Here is a 23019-nt window from a genome sequence, read left to right on the forward strand (position 1 = left end):
GCCACTAAAGACCCGTCCACATGGTTCAATTAACGAGTGACTTCATGGGCCAATTCGGGGGCCCGCGACCTGCACCTCGACCTTCGCGAGGTCATCGTCCCCGGCGCCCGCGGCGCGCGTGAACTGCTGATCGCCGCGCTTCGGGACGCCGTCAGGTCCGGCCGCCTCGCGTCGGGTACGACGCTGCCACCGTCACGCACGCTGGCCTCGGATCTCGGACTGGCCCGCAACACCGTCGCCGAGGCCTACGCCGAACTCGTCGCCGAAGGCTGGCTGGCGTCCCGGCAGGGTGCCGGCACGTGGGTGGTCGACGCGGCGGCCACGCCGCTGCCCACCCGCTCGCGCGGAACACCCGTCGTGCCCACCCACAACCTGATGCCCGGCTCACCGGACGTCAGCGCCTTCCCCCGCGCGGCGTGGCTGGCCGCCACCCGGCGCGCCTTGGCCGCCGCCCCTCACGAGGCACTGCGGATGGGCGACCCGCGCGGTCGGGTCGAACTGCGAGAAGCCCTCGCGGAGTACCTCGGCCGGGTCCGTGGCGTGCGGGCCTCACCCGAGTCGATCGTCATCTGCGCCGGGACGCGGCACGCCGTCGAGATCCTCGCGAAGACACTCGGTGGCCCAATCGCGGTCGAGGCCTACGGGCTGTACCTGTTCCGGGAGGCGTTTGCCGGCGTCGGCGTCGCGTCGACCCCGATCGGCGTCGACGAGCACGGAGCGGTGGTCGACGACCTGGCGCGGACCACCGCGACGGCCGCACTCCTGACCCCCGCCCACCACTTCCCCCACGGCGGTCCGCTGCATCCGGCGCGACGCAAGGCGGTGGTGGACTGGGCCCACCGAACCGGGGGCTACCTGCTCGAGGACGACTACGACGGTGAGTTCCGCTACGACCGCCAGCCGGTCGGAGCCGTGCAGGGACTCGACCCGGACCGCGTCGTCTACCTGGGTTCGGCGAGCAAGAGCCTGTCGCCGGCACTGCGGCTGGGCTGGATGGCGCTGCCCGACGACCTGGTCGACCGCGCGCTGGCCGCTTCAGGCGGGCAGCAGTTCTACGTCAACGCCATCACCCAGCTGACCATGGCCGACTTCATCGCAAAGGGCCACTACGACAAACACATTCGACGGATGCGGCTGAGCTACCGGCGTCGCCGCGACCGTCTGGTCGAGGCCCTGCAGCCGTTCGACGTGGGCATCCGAGGTCTGTCGGCGGGCCTGCACCTGCTGCTGACGCTGCCCGCCGGCAGCGAGCCCGAGGTCATCCGGCGGGCGGGCGAGGCGGGCATCGCACTCGCCGGACTCCGTCTGCTTCGGCACCCCGACGCGGGCCCGGACGTACCCGCCGCCGACGGCATCGTGATCAGCTTCGGCACGCCTGCCGAGAGCGCCTTCGCCGCGGCCGTCGACGCCCTGTGCGGAGTGCTGGCCGGTCTCCACCGTCACCCCTGAGCCAACCGGTACGCACCGGGCGGGCTTCCGGTCCATCGACGGAAGGCACGCCGGAAGGCGCTGGGCTCGGAGAAGCCCAGACGCGCGGACAGTTCGTCGACCGTCTCGCGTCCGCTCGCCAGCGCGGCAATCGCCGCGTCGCGCAGAACGTCCTCCTTGATCTCGCGGAACGTCGTCCCCTCGTCGCGGAGCAGACGCCGCAGATGCTGGGCGCTGACGTTCAGCGGCTTGGCCACGTCCTCCACGGTGAGCAGGTCGGGAAGGGGTCGGCGTTCGACCATCCTGCGGACGCGACTGGACGTGGTGGGGTGGTAATCCTGACGAAACAGCAACGCGCCGGGGAGATTTCGCAGAAAGGCGACCAGCTCGTCCTCGTTGCGCACCACGGGCGCGTTCAAGTATTCGCTGCCGAAGGCGATCGACGCGGCCGGTGCGTCGAATGCCGGCGCGACGCCGAAGATCGACGGATAGTCCGCGTGGGACGGCGCGGGTTCGGGCAATTCGACCGCCGTCAGCGCGATCTCTCGACCGATCAGCCAGCTGGCGAAACGGTGCCCCACCACGATGCCGATGGCACCGACGAGCTGATCGGCCCGGCTACGGCCACCGGGAGTGACGATCATCCGGGTGGTCGTGGCGTCGCCGGTGAGCTCCGTTACCTCGAAACCGATTCCGATGCCGACGAATTCGATCAGTCGCCGCAACGCGGCGCGGAGATCTGGGGTGTGGATCAGTCCCAACGTGACCATCCGAAACGTGCCGCGGGGAATGACCATGGGGCCCAGCCCCACCATCTCGTCACCGGTCACCGACCAGAGGACCTGGATCACCCGCGCGGCCTGCGCCTCGGTCACCCGGGCGGCGTCCTCGTCGACCAACCCGGCCGGGATCCCCGCTTCGCGCAGCACGTGGCCAACGTCGAGGCCCCGGGCCGCCGCCGGGGCGATCGCCGCACGGATGAGCTGGATTGCGACTGTGCGGGCCGCCACGATGAGAAATTACCACCGCACACGTGCGCGATTCGGTCACTGACCTCGCTAATTGCGGTCATTTTCGCCGGCGTCAAACCCTCTTAACTTTGAGCCGAATGACCGACACACCAGAACGGACGCGGACATCCGTCGCAGAGAAGGGCAGTCGTCATGCTACGAGAGTTCGTCAGTTCCGTTGCCGTGGCGGCAATCGTCGCCACGCCCGGCGTCGCGATCGCGGCGCCCACCACGTTCACCCTCGGGGGTACGTGGCAGTTGACGGACACCGGCCAACCCGTTCCGCCCCTCAACCTCGTGGGCGTCCTCGGCGGCAGGTACGACGACGGTCCCGCGGTCTCGGTACCCTTCCCGGCCACCGTGATCGGCATGGATCGCTCCGTCGCCCTGGGCGCGGAACACCTTGTCGCACAGCTTCAGTCGACCACAGGCGAGAGACGCGCCCTGGGCCTCAGCCAGGGCGCCATCGCGGTCGCCGAGGCCAAGCGCCGCCTGATGGCGTTGCCCGCCGATCAGCGGCCGGACCCCGGCACCCTGACCTTCGTCGCCGTCGCCGACCCGACGCGTCCCGGCCACGGTGCACTGACGCAGATGGGCTACCAGACCCCGGACACCCCGTACGACACGGCGTACTTCACCCGCGAATACGACGGGTTCGCCGACCTTCCGGACCGGTTCAACGTGCTCGCCCTCGTCAACGCTGCCGCCGGAATCGTCTACCTACACCCGTTTTACGGTGAACTGCCCGCCGACATCCCCGCGAAGAACGTCACCACGACGGTCAACGGCGCGGGTGGCGCGGTGACCGACGTGCTGATTCCGACCCCACACCTACCCATGCTGCAGCCGCTCCGCAACCTCGGCATGAACGTCGACCGTCTGGAGGCGACGCTGAGGCCGATGGTGGACGCCGGGTATTCACGCAACGACGTCGAGCCCGCCGCCGCATCTGGCACGAAGGCCGATGCAAGCAACGTGATTCGCAAGACGAACCGCCAAAGAAGCCGCACCGCAACGTGCAGGCCTCCGACGCCACCCACGAGGTCGAGAACCAGAAGCCTGCCACACCGGACGACGAGAAGACCGGGAACAGCGCGCCGGCGCCTACGCCGACGCCCAAGGCGGAGGCGGACGAACCGGCCGCCGGTCCCGACGCCAACGACACCGAAGGCGCCGACACCGCTGAGGGGTAGCCGCGAAGATTGGTGCGCGGACCCCCGTTGGCGGCTGGAAAGATCGACGTAATGCCCAAGAAGCAGCTGACGGACCCGCTCGCGCTCGACGAAAGGGCCCCGACGCCGGGTCTCGCCGGCTGGCAAGCCACGGGCCTGTGCGTCGCCGCCGTCGCCATGACGGGTATCTCGGGCGGGCTCGGGGGGTTGCTTGGGGCAGTGCTCTTCGCCCCGGTGATCTACGCCCTGGTCCGCCTGCGCAGACATGCGCCCGGCGCGGTGTCCACGGCAGGCCTGGTCGGCTCGACACTCGGCCGTCGGGCTGCCGCGTTGGCCGGCGGAGTGCAGATCCTGGCGTACTCGGCACTGGTCGTCACCTCCGCACAGGGGATCGCCCTGGTGTGGCTGCCGGTCGAGGCGCCGAGCGATCCGTTCGGCGAGCTGGTGTTCAGCAACTCGCTGTGGTCGCTGTACGCGGTGACGGCGCTCGTCGTCGCCGGGGTTCTGGTGTTCGCCCTGCCCGAGCGGGTGACCATCGGGTTCGCCACTGCCCTCGCGGCGGGCGGACTGCTCATCCACTTCTATCTCGGGCTGGCCATCGTTGCCACGATCCTGTCGGGAGGCGCCACGGATGAGCCGCACAACGCGGCTCCCCCGACGACGGGCCTGGACGCAACCACTGCGCTGGCCATACTCGCCGTCGGGATCGCCGGCTTCGAGGTCATCACCACCCGCCGCCGGCGGGGTACCTCGTCGGGCTGGTCCATGGGACTGGCCCTTGGGATCGTCGCGATGTGCGCCGCCATCGTGTCGTGGGCCGGCCAGCTCGGCGCAAACGGTCTTGGCCCCTTCGATCGCGGCGACACCTCGCTGATCGCCGGGCAGTTGTACGGGTCGACGGGCACGAACCTGATCACCGCCGCGTCGACGATGATCGTCGTGGCCGGCATGCTGGCCCTGCTCTGGGGCATCATCCAAATCGTCGGCCGGCTGGGCACCGCGGTCTCACCTGAGATCCTCTACGCCGGCGTGCTGGCGGCGATGGTGGTCCTGACCGTCGCCACCACCCAACTCCGCGTGCAATTCGGCTACGTCGGTGGACTGTTGCTCGTCGCCCTGTATGCCATCGTGCTCGCAGCGAACGCCCGCATTCCAGGGGACAGCGTGGTGACCTGGTGGCTACGCATCGTCATGCCCGTCGTACTGGTGGTCATCGTCCTGCTCCCGCTGGTGAACGCACAGTTCTCGATCGGAGCGCTCATACCGGTCGTAATCGCGGCCGCGCTGGTCGCGATCGCAGGCGCCGTTGCCACGGTCACGACCCGCAGCCGGCCTGACTAAGCTGCCCCCGTGGCCGAGCCCCCGATGTCGCCGAATCTGTCCCTGGCGACCCAGGCGTGGCGCTTCGTGGTCACCGGCGGACTGTCGGCCGTGGTCGACTTCGGGCTCTACGTGCTGTTCCTGCACCTCGGCCTGAACGTCAACGTGGCCAAGACGCTCAGCTTCGTCGCCGGAACCACCACGGCCTATCTGATCAACCGTCGATGGACCTTCCAGGCCCCGCCCAGCAGGTCCCGGTTCATCGCGGTGGTGCTGCTGTACGCCGTGACCTACGCCGTCCAGGTCGGCATCAACTACACCTTCTACACGCTGTGGGCCGACAAGCCGTGGCGCGTACCCGTGGCCTTCGTGATCGCCCAAGGCACCGCGACGGTGATCAACTTCGTGGTGCAGCGCGCGGTGATCTTCAAGCTGAGGTGAGGGCGGTACCCTCGTCACGATGTTCGAAACGACCACCAAGCAGCTGATGGGCTGGGGGCGCACCGCGCCGACCGTCGCCCGGGTGCTGTCGACCCCAGATGCCGAGACCATCGTCGAAGCCGTCACCAGTGCCGACGGCCGCGGCATCGTCGCGCGCGGCCTGGGGCGCTCCTACGGCGACAACGCCCAGAACGGCGGCGGCCTCGTCGTCGACATGACGGCGTTGCACCAGATCCACTCGATCGACCGCGACACCCACCTCGTCGACGTCGACGGCGGGGTGAATCTCGATCAGCTGATGCGCGCGGCACTGCCGCTGGGGCTGTGGGTGCCCGTGCTGCCCGGCACCCGACAGGTCACCGTGGGCGGGGCGATCGCCTGCGACATCCACGGCAAGAACCACCACAGCGCGGGTAGCTTCGGCAACCACGTCCGCTCCATGGAGTTGCTGACCGCCGACGGTCGGGTCCGCCACCTCACGCCCGACGGCGAGGACGCCGCGCTCTTCTGGGCGACGGTCGGCGGCAACGGCCTCACGGGCATCATCCTGCGGGCGACCGTGGCGATGACGCCGACGGAGACCGCCTACTTCATCGCCGACGGTGACGTCACGCCCACCCTCGACGACACCATCGCCTTCCACAGCGACGGCAGCGAGAACGACTACACCTATTCGAGCGCCTGGTTCGACGCCATCAGCGCGCCGCCGAAGCTGGGCCGCGCGGCCATCTCGCGTGGCTCGCTGGCCAGGCTGGACCAGCTGCCCGAGAAGCTGCAGAAGAACCCGCTGAAGTTCGATGCGCCGCAACTGCTTACGTTCCCGGACGTGTTCCCGAACGGGCTGGCCAACAAGTACACCTTCGGCCCGATCGGTGAACTCTGGTACCGCAAGTCGGGTACCTACCGCGGCAAGGTGCAGAACCTGACGCAGTTCTACCACCCACTCGACATGTTCGGAGAGTGGAACCGGGGCTACGGGTCGGCGGGCTTCCTTCAGTACCAGTTCGTGGTGCCGACCGAGGCGGTCGAGGAGTTCAAGCGCATCATCGTCGACGTCCAGCGCTCGGGGCACTACTCGTTCCTCAACGTCTTCAAGCTCTTCGGGCCGGGAAACCAAGCGCCGCTGAGCTTTCCGATCCCGGGCTGGAACGTTTGCGTCGACTTCCCCATCAAGGCCGGACTCAACGAATTCGTCACCGAGCTCGACCGTCGGGTGCTCGAATTCGGCGGTCGGCTCTACACCGCCAAGGATTCGCGGACCACCGCGGAGACCTTCCACGCCATGTACCCGCGGATCGACGAGTGGATCGAGATCCGCCGCAGCGTCGACCCCGCCGGAGTGTTCGCCTCCGACATGGCCCGACGTTTGGAGCTTCTGTAAATGGTTTTCGATGCCGTCGGCAACCCCCAGGCCATCCTCGTTCTCGGCGGCACGTCCGAGATCGGGCTGGCGATCGCCGAACGCTACCTCCGCGACGCCTCGGCGCGCGTGATCCTGGCCGACCTTCCGGACCACCCCCGCAAGGCCGACGCCATCGCCGCGATGACGTCGGCGGGCGCCAAGTCCGTGGAATGGGTCGACTTCGACGGCGTCAAGACCGACGCTCATCCCGCCGTGATCGACCAGGCCTGGGCAGGTGGTGACGTCGACGTTGCCGTCGTCGCCTTCGGGTTGCTCGGTGACGCCGAGGAGCTGTGGCAGAACCAGCGCAAGGCCGTCCAAATCGCCGGAATCAACTACACCGCAGCCGTTTCCGTCGGCGTCCTGCTCGGGGAGAAGATGCGCGCGCAGGGTTCGGGCCGCATCATCGCGATGAGCAGTGCGGCAGGCGAGCGGGTGCGCCGCTCCAACTTCGTCTACGGCTCCACCAAGGCCGGGCTCGACGGCTTCTACCTTGGTCTGGGAGAGGCGTTGCGCGAGTTCGGTGTTCGCGTGCTCGTCATCCGTCCCGGACAGGTACGCACGAAGACCACCATCGACTACCTGTCGGCCACGGGCGCCAAGGAGGCGCCGATGACCGTCGACAAGGAGTACGTCGCCGAACTCGCCGTCACCGCGTCCGCCAAGGGCAAGGACCTGGTGTGGGCGCCCGGCGCATTCCGGTACGTGATGATGGTGCTGCGTCACGTGCCGCGGCCGATCTTCCGCAAGCTGCCGATCTGACCGTGCTCAGGACAGCGGGCCGGTCGGCGGCGGCCATGCTCGCCGCGACGGTGACGGCGGCGATCGTCGCGGGCATCTCGCTGATGGCGATCGCGAGGGTCGAGTGGCCCGCGTTCAATTCGTCGAATCAGCTGCACGCGCTCACCACGGTCGGCCAGTTCGTGTGCCTGGCGGGGCTCTTCGCCGCGGGTTGGCTGTGGCGCATCAATCGACGACTGATCGCCAGGGTCCTCTCGGTGGTGTTCCTCTCCGCCCTGTCGGCCGTCACGCTGGCAATGCCGTTGGGCGCCACCAAGCTCTACCTGTTCGGCGTCTCCGTCGACCAGCAGTTCCGCACCGAGTACCTGACGCGGTTCGCCGATTCCGCGGTGCCCCACGACATGACCTACATCGGTCTCCCGCCGTACTACCCGAGCGGCTGGTTCTGGTTGGGCGGCAGACTCGCGCACCTGACCGGCACGCCCGCCTGGGAGATGTTCAAGCCCTGGTCGATCATCTCGATCACCGCGGCGACAGCCGTCGCCCTGGTGCTGTGGACGACGCTGATCCGCTTCGAGCTCGCCCTGGTGGCGGCGACGGCGACCGCCGCGGCCACGCTCGCCTACGCCCCCACCGAGCCGTACGCCGCGATCGTCACCGTGCTCTTGCCGCCGGTGTTCGTGCTGGCGTGGTCGGGGTTGCGGGCCGACCGCGACAGGGGCAACGGCTGGGCGGGCGTCGTCGGCGTCGGGCTCTTCCTCGGGCTGGCCGCGTTGTCCTACACGCTGCTGCTCGGATACGCCGCCTTCACCGTGACGATCATGGCTCTGCTCGCCGCCGCCACCCGGCGCAGCTGGGCTCCCCTGCTGAGACTTGCCGTCGTCGCCGTCATCGCCGGTGCGATCGCGCTGATCCACTGGGGGCCGTACGTCCTGGCCGCATCGCGGGGTGCGCCCGCCGACAGCGGCACCGCCCAGCACTACCTGCCCGCCGACGGCGCCCAACTGACGTTCCCGATGCTCGACTTCACCCTGCTCGGCGCGCTGTGCATGGTCGGCACGCTGTGGCTGGTGGTGCGGGCGCGCACCTCCGTCCGCGCTGGCGCACTCGCCGTCGGTGTCCTGGCCGTCTACGCGTGGTCACTGTTGTCGATGCTGACCACCCTGCTGGGGACCACGCTGCTGTCCTTCCGGCTGCAGCCCACCCTCACGGTGCTCCTGACGGCGGCCGGTGCGTTCGGCTTCGTCGAGGCGACCGTCGCCCTGGCCGCCAGGTACACCCCCCGCACGCGGCAGCGCATCGTCGCCGCGGGCGCGGTCGTCGGCGCGATCGGCGCCGTCACGTTCACCCAGGACATTCCCGACGTGCTGCGACCCGACCTCGTCGTGGCCTACACCGACACCGACGGCAACGGTCAGCGTGCCGACCGTCGCCCACCGGGCGCCGAGCAGTACTACCGCGAGGTCGACGCCAGGATCGCCGAGGTCACCGGGCGCCCTCGCGACCAGACCGTGGTGCTGACCGCCGACTACAGCTTCCTGGCCTACTACCCGTACTACGGCTTCCAGGGCTTGACGTCGCACTACGCCAACCCGCTCGCGCAGTTCAAGGAGCGGTCCGCGGCCATCGAGGGCTGGGCCACGATCACCACGCCCGACCAGTTCGTCGCCGCCCTCGACAAGCTGCCCTGGCAGCCGCCGACCGTCTTCCTGATGCGGCACGGCGCCAACGACACCTACACGCTGCGACTGGCCAGCGACGTCTACCCGAATCAGCCCAATGTCCGCCGCTACCAGGTCGCGCTCGACGCCGCGTTGTTCGACGATCCGCGCTGGGCCGTGTCCGACATCGGACCGTTCGTCCTGGCAATCCGGCGGTAAGTGATCATGACCGGTGAGGGCCCGTCGAACGGGGAACTATCATCTAGCCCCGTGAGCCGCGAGGGAGTGGAAGCCAAACCTCCTCGGGGCACCGGAAACCACGCCACCGCGCGCCTGGTCGCCATCGTCGCCGGTTTGCTGGGGTCGCTGCTCGCCATCGCGACGCCCTTCCTGCCGGTCACCCAGACCACCGCCACCCTCAACTGGCCGCAGAACGGCGTCATGCAGAGCGTGGACGCGCCGCTGATCGGCTACGTGCCGACCGACCTGACCGTGACCATCCCATGTCGCGCAGCCGCGGGCCTGGTCGGCGCCGAGAATGCGAACCGGACCGTCCTGCTGTCCACCGTCCCCAAGCAGGCTCCCAAGGCCGTCGACCGCGGGCTGCTGGTGGAGCGTGTCGGCGGCGACCTGCTGGTCATCGTGCGCAACACCCCGGTGGTCAGCGCCCCGCTGAGCCAGGTGCTGAGCCCCGCCTGCCAGCGCCTGACGTTCACCGCGCACGCCGACAAGGTCACCGCCGAGTTCGTCGGACTCGTCGCCGGGCAGGACGCCGAGGGCCAGGTCAAGCCCGGCGACCCGCTGCGCGGCGAACGCGGCGGTTACGACTTCCGCCCCCAGATCGTCGGCGTCTTCACCGACCTGTCCGGACCCGCGCCACCCGGCCTGCAGTTCTCGGCCACCGTCGACTCCCGGTACAGCACCTCCCCCACGGTGCTGAAGATGCTGGCCATGGTCGTCGGCATCGCGATGACCGTCGTCGCCCTCGGCGCACTGCACGTCCTCGACACCGCCGACGGCATGCGCCACCGCAGGCTCCTTCCGCCGCGCTGGTGGTCGTTGACGCCGCTGGACGGCCTCGTGACCGCGGTGCTGCTGTGGTGGCACTTCGTCGGCGCCAACACCTCCGACGACGGCTACATCCTGACGATGGCGCGGGTCTCCGAACACGCCGGCTACATGGCCAACTACTACCGATGGTTCGGTACGCCCGAGGCGCCGTTCGGGTGGTACTACGACCTGCTGGCGCTCTGGGCCCACGTCACCACCGCCAGCATCTGGGTGCGCCTGCCCACGTTGCTGATGGCCCTGGCCTGCTGGTGGGTGATCAGCCGCGAGGTGATCCCCCGACTGGGTCACGCGGTCAAGATCAGCCGGGCGGCGGCCTGGACCGCGGCCGGCATGTTCCTGGCCTTCTGGTTGCCCCTCAACAACGGTCTGCGGCCCGAGCCGATCATCGCCCTCGGGATCCTGCTCACCTGGTGTTCGGTGGAACGTGGCGTTGCCACCAGCAGGCTGCTGCCGGTCGCGATCGCCATCATCATCGGGGCGCTCACCCTGTTCTCCGGGCCCACCGGCATCGCCGCCGTCGGCGCCCTCCTGGTCGCGATCGGCCCGCTCAAGACCATCGTGGCCGCGCACACGTCCCGCTTCGGTTACCTCGCGCTGCTCGCACCGATCCTGGCCGCGGGCACCGTGACGATCTTCCTGATCTTCCGCGACCAGACCCTGGTCGCCGAACTCCAGGCCAGCGCGTTCAAGTCCGACGTCGGCCCCAGCCTGGCCTGGTTCGACGAGCACATCCGCTACGAGCGACTGTTCATGGCCAGCCCCGACGGTTCGGTGGCCCGCCGCTTCGCCGTCCTCGCGCTGTTGCTCGCACTGGCCGTGTCGGTCGCAATGTCGTTGCGCAAGGGCCGAATTCCCGGCACGGCCGCGGGCCCGGCCAGACGCATCATCGGCATCACGATCATCTCGTTCCTCATGATGATGTTCACGCCGACGAAGTGGACCCACCACTTCGGCGTGTTCGCCGGGTTGGCCGGATCGCTCGGTGCGCTGGCGGCCGTCGCGGTCGCCTCCGCCGCGATGACGTCGCGCCGTAACCGCACCATCTTCGCCGCCACGGTTCTGTTCATGACGGCGTTCTCGTTCGCCAGCGTCAACGGCTGGTGGTACGTGTCGAACTTCGGCGTGCCGTGGTCGAATCAGTTCCCGCAGTACAAGTTCGGCTTCACCACGATCCTGCTGGGGCTGTCGGTCGTCGCGCTCCTGGTGGCGGCGTGGCTGCACTTCACCGGCCGGGACGCGTCGCCACCGAGCAAGCCTCGACGCTGGTCCTGGGTCGCCCGGGTGCCGCTGACGATCGTCGTGTGGGCGCTGGTGGTTTTCGAGGTGATGTCGCTGACCGTGGCGACGGTCGAGCAGTACCCCGCGTGGTCGGTCGGCCGGTCCAACCTCGAGTCACTCACCGGCAAGACGTGCGGGCTGGCCACCGACGTCCTCGTCGAGCAGGATCCCAACGCCGGCATGTTGGCGCCGGTGAGTGCTCCCCTGGCCGTGGCGCTCGGACCGTCGTCACAAGGCTTCGGCCCCAACGGCATTCCGGCGGACCTCTCGGCCGACCCCGTCGCCGAACCCCAGGGCAGCAACAACTTCGCCGACACCGACGGATCGGTGGTGAGCGGCAGTGAACCGGGCACCGAGGGCGGCACGACGGCCGCCGCGGGCGTCAACGGCTCGCGGGCGCGGCTGCCGTACAACCTGAACCCCGCCACCACCCCGGTGATGGGCAGCTGGCGTTCGGGTACGCAGCAGCCGGCCCAGCTGCGGTCGGCGTGGTACCGCCTGCCGCCGCGCGACCAGGCGGGTCCGCTGCTCGTGGTTGCCGCAGCCGGGCGATTCGACCCGGGCGAGGTGACGATCCAGTGGGCGACCGACGAGCAGGCGGCCAGCGGACAGCCCGGCGGCAGCGTCGGCTTCGGCGACGTCGGCGCGGTGCCGGCGTGGCGCAACCTCCGCGTCCCGATGAGCGCCATCCCGTCGCAGGCCACGCAGGTGCGGCTCGTCGCCTCCGACCAGGACCTCGCGCCTCAGCACTGGATCGCGGTGACGCCCCCACGGATCCCGCTGCTGAAGTCACTCCAGGACGTCGTCGGGTCCACCGACCCGGTACTGCTGGACTGGCTGGTCGGCCTGGCGTTCCCGTGCCAGCGGCCGTTCGGACACCAGAACGGCGTCACCGAGGTGCCCAAGTGGCGCATCCTGCCCGACCGCTTCGGTGCCGAGGCGAACTCACCCGTCATGGACTACCTGGGCGGTGGACCGCTGGGCATCACCGAGCTGCTGGTGCGTGCCGTGCCGGTGCCGACGTATCTGAAGGACGACTGGTTCCGTGACTGGGGCGCCCTCCAGAAGCTGACCCCTTGGTACCCCAACGCCGAGCCCGCGCGGCTGGATCTCGGCACCGCGACACGCAGCGGGTTGTGGAGTCCCGGACCTCTTCGTTTGAGCTGAGGCCCGCATGGCGGCGCAGCGCACACGAGTGCGTCGCCTAGCATCGAACCTCGTGCCCGCCCGGACCCTACGACTCATCGCGATCATCGCGGGGGCCCTGGGACTCCTGCTGTGCGCCCTCACCCCCCTCCTTCCCGTCAAGCAGACGACCGCCACCATCCTGTGGCCGCAAGGCGTCGGGACCGACGGTCTGATCACCGACGTGACGGCTCCGCTGGTCTCCGGCGCGCCGCTGGCGCTCGACGTGACCATCCCCTGCCAGGTGATCTCCACGCTGCCCGCCGCGGGTGGGGTCGTCCTGTCGACCATCCCCGACGGCGGGATCGACGCCGGCCGCAACGGCCTCTTCGTCCGCGCCACCGCCGACAGCGTCATCGTCGCGTTCCGTGACTCGGTCGCCGCCGTCGCGCCACGGCCGGCCGTCAACTCCGGGGCCTGCAGCTCGCTGCACGTGTGGGCCAACGTGGGCGGCGTCGGCGCGGAGTTCGTCGGCATCCCCGGCGCCGCCGGCACCCTCGCCCCTGAGAAGAAGCCTCAGGTGGCCGGTGTGTTCACCGACCTGAAGGTCGCCGCCCAGCCGGGGCTGTCCGCCCGCGTGGACGTCGACACCCGCTTCATCACCTCGCCGACCGCCCTGAAGACCGCCTTCATGGTCCTCGGCGTGCTGTGCACCATCGCGTCGATCGTGGCGCTGGCCCTGCTGGACCGTGGGCGGCGCGCCACCGGTGCGTGGCGTCGGTTCTGGCGGGCGAGGGTGGCGACCTGGCTCGCCGACGGCGCGGTCGTCGGCACCCTGCTGCTCTGGCACGTCGTCGGGGCGATCTCCTCCGACGACGGCTACAACCTGACCATCGCCCGGGTGTCCGGCGACGCCGGCTACGTCGCCAACTACTACCGCTACTTCGGCGCTACCGAGGCACCCTTCGACTGGTACCAGTCCGTGCTCGCGCACCTCTCGGCGATCAGTACCGCCGGGGTGTGGATGCGACTGCCCGCCACGCTGGCCGGCCTTGCCACCTGGATGCTGCTGAGCCGCTGGGTGCTGCCTCGACTCGGCCGGCGGCTGGCTGACAACCGGGTGGCCGTCTGGACCGGCGCCGCGGTCTTCGTCGCCGCGTGGCTGCCGTTCAACAACGGCCTGCGCCCCGAACCGCTCATCGCCTTCGGTGCGCTGCTGACGTGGGTCCTCGTCGAGTACGCGATCGGCACCCGCCGGTCGTGGCTCGCCGCCGTGGCGATCGTGGTCGCGATGTTCAGCGTCACCCTGGCCCCGCAGGGCCTGATCGCGCTCGCCCCGCTGCTGGTCGGCGCCCGGGCCGTCGCCAGGAACGTCCGGGACCGGCGGACCGGGCTGCTCGCGCCGCTGGCCGCCTTCGCCGCGTCGCTGTCGCTGGTGTTCGTGATCGTCTTCCGCGACCAGACGCTGGCGACGGTCGCCGAATCGGCTCGGATCAAGTACACCGTCGGCCCGACGATCTCCTGGTACCAGGAGTTCCTGCGCTATTACTTCCTGACCGTCGAGGACAGCGTCGACGGCTCGCTGACCCGACGCTTCTCGGTGCTGATCCTGCTGCTGTGCCTCTTCGGCCTGCTGGCGGTCATCCTGCGCCGCGGCAGCCTGCCCGGCATGGCCACCCCACCGGTCTGGCGTCTGCTGGGCACCACCGCGGTAGGTCTGCTGCTGCTCACGTTCACCCCGACGAAGTGGGCCATCCAATTCGGCGCGTTCGCCGGGCTCGCCGGTGCGCTGGGCGCCGTCACCGCCTTCACCTTCTCCCGCGTCGGGCTGCACAGCCGACGCAACCTCGCGCTCTACGTGACGGCGCTGCTGTTCGTGCTGGCATGGGCGACCTCGGGCATCAACGGCTGGTTCTACGTCGGCAACTACGGCGTGCCGTGGTTCGACAAGCAACCCGTGATCGCGGGTTCGCCGGTGACCTCGATGTTCCTCGGGTTGGCCATCCTTACCGGCCTGCTGGCTGGCTGGCTGCACTTCCGCATGGACTACACCGGGCACACCGAGGTCGAGAACACCCGGCGCAACCGGGTGCTGGCCTCCACCCCGCTGCTGGTGGTGGCCACCCTGATGGTGCTTCTCGAGGTCGGGTCGATGGTCAAGGGCGCCGCCGGCCGCTACCCCAACTACACGACTGCCAAGGCCGACGTCGACGCGCTGGCCTCGGGCCTCGGCGCGACCAGCTGCGCGATGGCCGACGCCGTCCTGGTCGAGACCGACCCGAATGCCGGCCTGCTGCAACCCGTTTCGGGTCAGCAGTTCGGATCCGACGGACCCCTCGGCGGCGTCGACCCGCAGGGCTTCACCCCCAACGGCGTCAGCGACAGCCTGCTGCCACCCGAGCCGGTCACCGCCAACCCGGGCACCGTCAACTCCCCGGGATCACCCGACAAGCCCAACGTCGGCATCGGCTTCTCGGCGGGCACCGGCGGTGGCTACGGACCGGTGGGCGTCAACGGCTCGCGGGTGTTCCTGCCCTTCGGACTCGACCCCGCGCGGACCCCCGTGATGGGCAGCTACGGCGAGAACACCGCGGCCGCCAAGGCGACGTCGGCCTGGTACGAACTACCGCCCCGCACACCCGACCGGCCGCTGGTCACCATCTCGGCCGCCGGCGCGATCTGGTCGGTCGACGAAGAGGGCGACTTCAACTACGGGCAGTCGCTGAAACTGCAATGGGGCGTGCGCAATCCGGACGGCAGCTTCCGCGCGCTCGCCGCCGTGGAGCCCATCGACCCGCTGGTGCCGCAGCGAGCCTGGCGCAACCTGCGCTTCCCGCTCGCGTCGGCACCGCCGGAGGCCAACGTGGCCCGCATCGTCGCCGACGATCCGAACCTGTCCACCGACCAGTGGTTCGCGTTCACCCCGCCGCGCGTCCCGACTCTGGAGTCGGCGCAACGATTCCTGGGGTCGACGACGCCGGTGCTGATGGACATCGCAACCGCGGCGAACTTCCCCTGCCAGCGCCCCGCGTCGCAGCACCTCGGCATCGCCGAGCTGCCGGACTACCGGATCCTGCCCAACGCCAAACAGGTCGTGGTGTCGTCCAACCAGTGGCAGTCCGCCGACGACGGCGGACCCTTCCTCTACATTCAGGCGCTGCTGCGCACGTCCACCGTGCCGACCTACCTCAGCGGCGACTGGTACCGCGACTGGGGCACCATCGAGCGCTACGACCGGATCGTGCGCGAGTCCACCGCGCCCAGCGTCACCGTCGACCAGGGCGCCGAGACGGTTCTGGGCTGGACGCGCCGCGGACCCATCCGAGCCCTGCCACTGGAGACGGACAAGTGAGGACTACCCGCTGGGTGGCGATGATCGCGGGGCTGATCGGCTTCGTGCTGTCGGTGCTGACCCCACTGCTGCCGGTGGTGCAGACCACCGCGACGGTGAACTGGCCCCAGGGCGGGCAGGTCGCTGACGTCACCGCTCCGCTCATCACGCTCACGCCGGTCACCATGACGGCAACCGTGCCCTGTGACGTGTTGCGCGACATGGCCAACCGCGGTGGCGGCACCGTGTTGGGCACCGCTCCGCCCAACACCAAGGACGCGGCGCTGAACTCGCTGTTCGTCAACGTCGGCGGAAAGCCCGACGACCAGCGGGTCACCGTCACCGACCGCAACGTCGTCGTGGCCACGATGCCGATGAGCCGGGTCCGCGGCCCCGAGTGCACCCGCTTGGAGATCACCTCGTCCGAGGCCGGCACGTACGCCACGTTCCCGGGGATGAGCGATCCGACCGATCCGCAGAAGGACTTCCGCTCCGGGTTCGCCGACCCCAACCTGCGGCCCAACTTCGTCGGTGTCTTCACCGATCTCACCGGACCTGCGCCGCAGGGACTTTCGGTGTCGGCGACGGTCGACACCCGCTTCACCACCAAGCCGACGGTGGTGAAGCTCGGGGCGATGCTGCTCGCCATCGTGGCCACCGTCATCGCGCTCGTCGCCCTGTGGCGTCTCGACCAGCTCGACGGCCGCCGCATGCAGCGCGTCATCCCGTCGCGGTGGCGGACCTTCTCGGCGACCGACGTCGTGGTGGTCTGCGGGTTCCTGATCTGGCACGTCATCGGGGCCAACTCGTCCGACGACGGGTACATCCTGCAGATGGCCCGCGTCGCCGACCGCGCCGGCTACATGTCCAACTACTTCCGGTGGTTCGGCAGCCCCGAGGATCCCTTCGGCTGGTTCTACAACGTCCTCGCGCTGATGACGCACGTCAGCGACGCCAGCATCTGGATGCGCTTGCCGGACTTGATTTGTGCACTGGTGTGCTGGCTGCTGCTGTCGCGCGAGGTGCTGCCCCGACTCGGCCCCGCCGTGGCCTCCAGCCGGTCGGCCACGTGGGCCGCGGGTCTGGTCCTGATGGCCGCGTGGATGCCGTTCAACAACGGCCTGCGGCCCGAGGGGCAGATCGCCACCGGCGCCCTCATCACCTACGTGCTCATCGAGCGGGCCATCATCTCCGGCCGGCTCACCCCGGCCGCACTGGCGATCGTCTCGGCCGCGTTCACCCTCGGCATCCAGCCGACCGGCCTGATCGCCGTCGCGGCGCTGCTGGCCGGCGGCCGACCGCTGCTGCGCATCCTGGTCCGACGCCACCGCGTCGTCGGCACCTGGCCGCTGGTGTTGCCGCTGCTGGCCGCGGGCACCATCATCCTCGCGATCGTCTTCGCCGACCAGACCTTGGCAACGGTGTTGGAGGCCACCAGGATTCGCACCGCGATCGGACCCAGCCAGGCGTGGTACACCGAGAACCTGCGCTACTACTACCTGATCCTGCCGACGGTCGACGGCTCGCTGTCGCGCCGCTTCGGATTCATGATCACCGCGCTGTCGCTGTTCGCGTCGCTGTTCATCATGTTGCGGCGCGGGCGGGTCCCCGGCGTCGCACGCGGGCCGGTGTGGCGCCTCGTCGGCATCATCTTCGGCACCATGTTCTTCCTGATGTTCACCCCCACCAAGTGGGTGCACCACTTCGGCCTGTTCGCCGCCGTCGGCGCGGCGATGGCCGCGGTCGCCACCGTACTGGTGTCGCCGGTGGTGCTGCGCTCGGCCCGAAACCGGATGGCGTTCACCGCCGCGGTGCTGTTCGTGACCGCGCTGACCTTCTCCACGACCAACGGCTGGTGGTACGTCTCCAGCTACGGCGTTCCGTTCAACAACGCGCTGCCCAAGATCGGTGGGGTGACCGTCAGCTCGATCTTCTTCGCGCTCTTCGGCATTGCCGCACTGTGGGCGTTCTGGCTGCACCTGGGGCGCGATCGTACCGAGAGCAAGGTGGTGCGGCTGGTGACCGCGGCGCCGATTCCGGTCATCGCGGGCTTCATGGTCGCGGTGTTCGTCGGGTCGATGCTCGTCGGCGTGGTGCGGCAGTACCCGACGTACTCGAACGGGTCGTCCAACCTGAAGGCGTTGACCGGCGGCTGCGGTCTGGCCGACGACGTGCTCGTCGAGCCGGACGCCAACGCCGGCTTCCTCGCAGCGCTGCCGGGCAATTACGGACCCCTGGGTCCGCTCGGTGGCGTCGGCGCCGTCGGGTTCACCCCCAGCGGCGTCCCCGAACACATCGTCGCCGAGGCGATTCGCAGCGATCTGCCGACGCCGGGCACCGACTACGACTGGGACGCACCGGTCAAGCTGTCGAGTCCCGGGGTGAACGGGTCGACGGTTCCCCTGCCGTTCGGTCTGGACCCCCGGCGCGTGCCGCTGGCGGGCTCATACGTCAACGGGCCTGCGCAGCAACAGAGTCGGCTGACTTCGGCGTGGTACCAGTTGCCCGCCGCGGACGAGGCCCACCCGCTGGTGGTCGTCACGGCTGCGGGCAGCGTCACCGGCAACAGCATCTTCAACGGCCGCACCGAGGGTCAGCGCGTCGAATTGGAGTACGGCAGAACGGGTCCCGACGGCACACCCCAGGCCGCGGGCCGTGTGACGCCGTACGACATCGGACCGATTCCGTCGTGGCGCAACCTGCGCTTCGACCGGTCCCAGATTCCGGCGGATGCGACGTCGGTCCGGATCGTGGCCGAGGATCTCTCGCTGACGCCGGGCGACTGGGTCGCCGTCACACCACCGCGCGTGCCCGAGCTGAAGACGGTGCAGCAGTACGTCGGCTCCACCGAGCCGGTGCTACTGGACTGGGCCGTCGGCCTGGCCTTCCCGTGCCAGCATCCGATGCTGCACTCCGACGGGGTCACCGAGATCCCCAAGTTCCGCATCACGCCGGACTACAACGCCAAGCGCAAGGACACCGACACCTGGCAGGACGGCCTCAACGGCGGTCTGCTCGGGATCACCGACCTGCTGCTACGGCAGAACCTGATGGCGACCTACCTGAACCACGACTGGGGACGGGACTGGGGCTCGCTGCGCAGGTTCGACACCGTCGTCGAGGCGCAGCCGGCGCAGGTCGAGCTGGGCTCCGCGACCCACAGTGGGTTGTACTCGCCGGGCAAGATCCGGATCAAGCCCTGAGACCCGCGATGACCACCCGCACCATGCGGCGGGCGTCGTAGCCCCGATCTCCGTCGGCGCCGATGCAGATGTTGCCGACGCCGCGCATCAGCCACAGGGCGTCGACGTCCGGGATGATCTCGTCGGCCGCGGCGGCGAGTAGGTCCTCGCACACCGGGACCAGCCGACTCAGGAAGTAGGCGTGCAGGCTCTCGTGACCCGTGGAGTCCGACTGCCAGGCGTGTGCCAGGCCGTGTTTGGTGACGAGGAAGTCGACGAAGAGGTCGATCCACTTCGCCAGAGCATCGTAGGGAGAGTCGCTGGTGCTCAACAGGGTTGGGCCCGCCTCCGCACAGGCCTCGACCTGGTGGCGGTAGACGGCGACGATGAGGTCGGCGCGCGTCGGGAAGTGCCGGTAGATGGTGGCGACGCCGACGCCGGCCGCGGCCGCGATGTCGCGCACGGGTACGTCGACGCCGGACTCGACGAACGCGGCAGCGGCCGCGGTCAGTAGGGCCGCTTCGTTGCGGCGAGCGTCTGAGCGCTTTCGCGGCGCCGTCATGAGCCACCCTCCTTGCTAAACGGAACACTGTTCCGTATGGTTCGACATCAGGAACGGTGTTCCGTTTCGTGAGTCTATCGGCCTCGAGGAGGCGTCGCGTGACACCTACATTCCCGGTGCGGTTCGGCATCATGACGGCCCCGCAACAGGTCGCCTATGCCGACGTGCTGCGCGTCTGGCAGGAGGCCGACGCGCTTCCCGAGCTCGAGCACGCCTGGCTGTTCGACCACCTGATGCCGATCGGTGGTGACCCCGACGGTCCGATCTTCGAAGGGTGGACGCTGCTCTCCGCACTCGCCGGCCAGACGCAACGGCTCCGAATGGGACTACTGGTGACCAGCAACCGCTTTCGACCACCGGCGCTGCTAGCCAAGATCGCCACGACCGTCGACGTCGTCTCCGGAGGGCGTCTCGACTTCGGCATCGGTGCCGGATCGCGACCCAGCCACCCCCTCGCCCGGCGCGAGTACGAGGCGAACGGCCTGCCCTACGACGACTTCGCCGACTCCGTCGCCAGCCTCGCCGAGGCGCTGGTGGTCATCAAGAAGTCGTGGACCGAGACCCAGCCGTTCGACGTCGCCGGTGACCACGTCACCGTGACCGGAGCGTTCGGCAATCCCAAGCCCGTTCAGCGGCCGCATCCGCCCATTGTGATCGGCGGGCGTTCAGCCATGCTGCTGCGCGTCGTCGCCGAACATGCGGACGTCTGGAACATCCCCGGCGGGGACCTCGACGACGCCGTCGAGCGCAGCGCCCGACTGGACCGCTACTGCCACGAGATCGGGCGCGATCCCGCCTCGATCGTCCGGTCGATGCACGTACCGGTCTCCTACGACCGGCCCGACGCCACCCGAGACGCGATCCGACACGCCGTCGACGCCGGCTTCGAGCACCTGATACTTGGGCTGTCGGATCCCTACCCCTCGGGCGTCGCCCAGTGGGTCGTCGACGAACTCGTTCGCCCCTCGGTCTGACGACTTCGTCGTAGGGTCGACGCATGACCGACCGCATCGCCCTGGGCAAGGCGACGATCACCCGGGTGTTCGAGTGGCAATTCGACATCGGCACTGGGCTATTCGCCGACACTCCAGCACAGGCCTGGGTGGACGAGGCCGAGCTTCTGGTCCCGACGTTCTACGATCCCGGGACCGGGCGGTGGCGCGTGGCCCTGCAGACCTGGGTGGTCGACGTCGACGGTCTGACGGTCGTGGTGGACACCGGTGCCGGCAACGACCGTGAGCGCCCGCACCTTCCGGCGCTATCGGGTCTCAGCACTGACTTCCTCGGCGCATTGGAGCGAGCCGGGGTGGCTGCCGACGAGGTCGACGTGGTGGTCAACACCCATCTACACACCGATCACGTCGGCTGGAATACCCGGCTGGTCGACGGCGAGTGGGTGCCGACGTTCCCCAACGCCCGATATCTGATGCCCGAGGCGGACTACCGATTCTTCGCGCCGGACGGACCGGGCGTGACCGACGGGTCGCGGATCGTGTTCCAGGACAGCGTGTTTCCCGTGGCCGACCAGATGCAGCTGTGGGCCGACGACCTGCAGATCAGCGAGTCGCTGCGACTGCGCCCCGCCGCCGGGCACACCCCCGGCTCGTCGGTGCTGTGGCTCGACGCGGGGCAGCCCGCGGTGTTCGTCGGCGACATGACCCACTGCCCCATCCAGATCGCCCGACCCGACGACCCGTGCGGGTTCGACGTCGATGCGGCCGCCGCCGCAGTGACCCGCAAACGGGTCTTCACCGAGGCCTCCCGGTCGCGGGCCGCAGTGATTCCGGCGCACTACCCGGGCCACGGCGGCGCGACGCTGGTGGCGCGTGGCGACCGGTTCGAGGTGGACGACTGGCTGGAACTGCCGGGGATTTAGGGTACTTCCCGCTCTTGGTTGAGTTGGCGTTCGTGGTGGATGCGGCGGGCGCGGTTCTGGGCGCGGGTGGTCGTGCGCCGCGGCATGGTCAGACCCGACGCGTGCCGTGCTGGAACGCCGTTCGCCTCAACGGTTCTGGTCGGCTGGGACAGTTCGGGGAACAGTAGGCGGCTGCCCGGTGTGGTGGTGTGGGCGCGGCCGTCGGGTGCGGTCCACACAATGGTGCCGTCGTCGAGTTGTTCGTCCCGCCAACCGTTCTCACCGCCCCAGAACGTCTTCAGCAAGTGATGTCGACGGCAGAGACACTTCAGGTTGGACGCCGCCGTCGGCCCGCAGGGCCACGGAATCGTATGGTCGACGTCACAAGTCGTCGCCGGCACGCGGCAGCCCGGGAAGCGGCACGTCAGGTCGCGGCAGCGGACGAAGTCGGCCAACTTCCTCGACGGTCGATACCGGGGTTCCGGTGGGGCGTGCCCGGGGTGCACGACCGCGGTGATCGTCGCCCCGACCGTGGCGCGGCAGGCGATCGCCCCGGGCAGGAACCGTCCACCCATCATCGCCGCCGGCCGAATGCTGGCCAGCCAGCCCGGGGTGGGGGTGAGGGCCTCGGTCAGGGTCAGCTCACGCAGCGGCTTGGCGAACATCGCCGGGGGTTCCCCGTCGAGGGCGGTCCGCTCGTCGGCGGGGGCCGGGCTGGCCGGGGTGTCGGCCGACTCGTCCTGTGCGGCAGCCTCGTCGGCTGTCGCGGACTCGTCGCCGACAGTGTCGATCGGTTTGGGAACACCGGGCTTCGGATCCGATGGGGGCGGTGCTGGTGTCTCTGGCGGGGTGAGCGTTTCCTGGCTGGCGATCACGTAGACCACCACCCCCGTCGAGGGTGGGTTGTGCGCGGCGGGGCAGTCCTCGGTCCCACACAGGCAGGCCAGGCGGTCCGCCCCATGCGACAGCGCGCCCATCGCATCGGAGCGACGCTGATCCAGGGCGCGAGGGTCGGCCGGGCAGACGGTGCGGGCCAGCGCGTCGATACGGGTGTCGAACGCCTTGGCGTCGTGAGCGAACAACGTCGCGAAGACGGTCGCCATCCCGCTGCCGTCCTCGTCCCCGATCTCCACCGACCGGCCCCGGGCCCTAGTCTCGGTTCGGATCACCGCCTGCGGGTCGACTTGGGCGACGAACCCGTCGATCGTCTTCTCCAGCGTCGCCACCGACATGGGTTCCCGGGAGCTCAACGCCGCCGCCAGCATGGCGTCGAGAGCGTGGAGGGCGTCGGGGTCGACGACCAGGGCGCCGCGCTGCACCACCGTCCGCACCAGTTGATAAGTGATGAGCCCGTCGGCGAACACCGCGGCCACCTTGGGGAAGCGTTCATGCAAGGCCACGGCGACCAACAACTGGTTGGACGCGGCGCCGGGGGTGATC

General features: G+C 69.5%; 15 protein-coding genes. 12 read left to right on the plus strand and 3 right to left on the minus strand.

The features are described 5' to 3' along the window. The first annotated feature begins 36 nt into the window (after nt 1–36). Nucleotides 37–1449, plus strand: a complete 1413-nt coding sequence (gene pdxR, locus H7J06_RS21745; RefSeq protein ID WP_264041197.1) for a MocR-like pyridoxine biosynthesis transcription factor PdxR — start codon at nt 37–39, stop codon at nt 1447–1449. Here the strand turns inward: pdxR and H7J06_RS32450 are convergent. Beyond that, the gene (locus H7J06_RS32450) at nt 1440–2438 is read right to left on the minus strand and encodes an AraC family transcriptional regulator (RefSeq protein ID WP_264041198.1); all 999 of its coding nucleotides are present in this window, start codon (nt 2436–2438) and stop codon (nt 1440–1442) included. The two genes, pdxR and H7J06_RS32450, sit on opposite strands and share 10 nt — an antisense overlap. 153 nt (nt 2439–2591) lie before the next feature. On the opposite strand from H7J06_RS32450, the gene H7J06_RS21755 reads away from it, so the two are divergent. From H7J06_RS21755 to H7J06_RS21795, 9 genes are read left to right on the plus strand one after another with little or no spacing between them, the layout of a single operon-like run. After that, complete coding sequence (locus tag H7J06_RS21755; protein ID WP_264041199.1) at nt 2592–3683, plus strand: PE-PPE domain-containing protein; 1092 nt, start codon at nt 2592–2594, stop codon at nt 3681–3683. Continuing rightward, nucleotides 3683–4951, plus strand: a complete 1269-nt coding sequence (locus H7J06_RS21760) for a hypothetical protein (RefSeq protein ID WP_264041200.1) — start codon at nt 3683–3685, stop codon at nt 4949–4951. Before H7J06_RS21755 ends, H7J06_RS21760 begins: the two co-directional genes overlap by 1 nt. A 24-nt stretch (nt 4952–4975) precedes the next feature. Continuing rightward, entirely contained in the window at nt 4976–5371 is a 396-nt protein-coding gene (locus tag H7J06_RS21765; RefSeq protein ID WP_264041215.1) for a GtrA family protein, read from the plus strand. A gap of 19 nt (nt 5372–5390) precedes the next feature. After that, a complete protein-coding gene (gene dprE1 / locus H7J06_RS21770) occupies nt 5391–6752 on the plus strand; it encodes a decaprenylphosphoryl-beta-D-ribose oxidase (protein WP_264041201.1) in 1362 nt (453 codons plus the stop codon). Further along, the gene (gene dprE2 / locus H7J06_RS21775) at nt 6753–7535 is read left to right on the plus strand and encodes a decaprenylphospho-beta-D-erythro-pentofuranosid-2-ulose 2-reductase (protein WP_264041203.1); all 783 of its coding nucleotides are present in this window, start codon (nt 6753–6755) and stop codon (nt 7533–7535) included. Nucleotides 7536–7570: 35 nt separating this feature from the next. After that, complete coding sequence (locus tag H7J06_RS21780; RefSeq protein WP_264041217.1) at nt 7571–9394, plus strand: galactan 5-O-arabinofuranosyltransferase; 1824 nt, start codon at nt 7571–7573, stop codon at nt 9392–9394. A 6-nt stretch (nt 9395–9400) separates the two neighbouring features. Further along, entirely contained in the window at nt 9401–12691 is a 3291-nt protein-coding gene (locus H7J06_RS21785; protein WP_372515378.1) for an arabinosyltransferase domain-containing protein, read from the plus strand. A 52-nt stretch (nt 12692–12743) separates the two neighbouring features. Continuing rightward, entirely contained in the window at nt 12744–16001 is a 3258-nt protein-coding gene (locus H7J06_RS21790) for an arabinosyltransferase domain-containing protein (RefSeq protein WP_264041205.1), read from the plus strand. 20 nt (nt 16002–16021) lie between these two features. After that, nucleotides 16022–19183, plus strand: coding sequence for an arabinosyltransferase domain-containing protein (locus H7J06_RS21795; RefSeq protein WP_264041218.1), 3162 nt, complete (start codon nt 16022–16024; stop codon nt 19181–19183). Here H7J06_RS21795 and H7J06_RS21800 read toward each other — a convergent pair. Next, nucleotides 19173–19724, minus strand: a complete 552-nt coding sequence (locus tag H7J06_RS21800) for a TetR/AcrR family transcriptional regulator (RefSeq protein ID WP_264041206.1) — start codon at nt 19722–19724, stop codon at nt 19173–19175. The genes H7J06_RS21795 and H7J06_RS21800 overlap by 11 nt on opposite strands. Before the next feature lie 131 nt (nt 19725–19855). On the opposite strand from H7J06_RS21800, the gene H7J06_RS21805 reads away from it, so the two are divergent. Both H7J06_RS21805 and H7J06_RS21810 read left to right on the plus strand, forming a co-directional pair. Beyond that, entirely contained in the window at nt 19856–20698 is an 843-nt protein-coding gene (locus H7J06_RS21805; protein ID WP_372515379.1) for an LLM class flavin-dependent oxidoreductase, read from the plus strand. 23 nt (nt 20699–20721) lie between these two features. Continuing rightward, nucleotides 20722–21600 carry an MBL fold metallo-hydrolase gene (locus H7J06_RS21810; RefSeq protein ID WP_264041208.1) on the plus strand — a complete coding sequence of 293 codons (879 nt, stop codon included), beginning with the start codon at nt 20722–20724 and terminating at the stop codon, nt 21598–21600. Here the strand turns inward: H7J06_RS21810 and H7J06_RS21815 are convergent. Further along, nucleotides 21597–23019: HNH endonuclease signature motif containing protein (locus H7J06_RS21815; protein ID WP_264041209.1), on the minus strand; the 1423-nt coding region annotated here is incomplete at its 5' end. The two genes, H7J06_RS21810 and H7J06_RS21815, sit on opposite strands and share 4 nt — an antisense overlap.

The organism is Mycolicibacterium hodleri, from assembly GCF_025822245.1.
Lineage (GTDB): Bacteria > Actinomycetota > Actinomycetes > Mycobacteriales > Mycobacteriaceae > Mycobacterium > Mycobacterium hodleri.

What these genes read in the sequence shown, in the direction of transcription:
- H7J06_RS21785 (WP_372515378.1), top strand. Translation starts at nt 9,401, where the DNA reads ATGACCGGTGAGGGCCCGTCGAACGGGGAACTATCATCTAGCCCCGTG.
- H7J06_RS21765 (WP_264041215.1), top strand. Translation starts at nt 4,976, where the DNA reads ATGTCGCCGAATCTGTCCCTGGCGACCCAGGCGTGGCGCTTCGTGGTC.
- H7J06_RS21755 (WP_264041199.1), top strand. Translation starts at nt 2,592, where the DNA reads ATGCTACGAGAGTTCGTCAGTTCCGTTGCCGTGGCGGCAATCGTCGCC.
- H7J06_RS21795 (WP_264041218.1), top strand. Translation starts at nt 16,022, where the DNA reads ATGATCGCGGGGCTGATCGGCTTCGTGCTGTCGGTGCTGACCCCACTG.
- dprE1 (WP_264041201.1), top strand. Translation starts at nt 5,391, where the DNA reads ATGTTCGAAACGACCACCAAGCAGCTGATGGGCTGGGGGCGCACCGCG.
- H7J06_RS21810 (WP_264041208.1), top strand. Translation starts at nt 20,722, where the DNA reads ATGACCGACCGCATCGCCCTGGGCAAGGCGACGATCACCCGGGTGTTC.
- H7J06_RS21780 (WP_264041217.1), top strand. Translation starts at nt 7,571, where the DNA reads ATGCTCGCCGCGACGGTGACGGCGGCGATCGTCGCGGGCATCTCGCTG.
- H7J06_RS21800 (WP_264041206.1), bottom strand. Translation starts at nt 19,724, where the DNA reads ATGACGGCGCCGCGAAAGCGCTCAGACGCTCGCCGCAACGAAGCGGCC.
- H7J06_RS21805 (WP_372515379.1), top strand. Translation starts at nt 19,856, where the DNA reads ATGACGGCCCCGCAACAGGTCGCCTATGCCGACGTGCTGCGCGTCTGG.
- H7J06_RS21760 (WP_264041200.1), top strand. Translation starts at nt 3,683, where the DNA reads ATGCCCAAGAAGCAGCTGACGGACCCGCTCGCGCTCGACGAAAGGGCC.
- dprE2 (WP_264041203.1), top strand. Translation starts at nt 6,753, where the DNA reads ATGGTTTTCGATGCCGTCGGCAACCCCCAGGCCATCCTCGTTCTCGGC.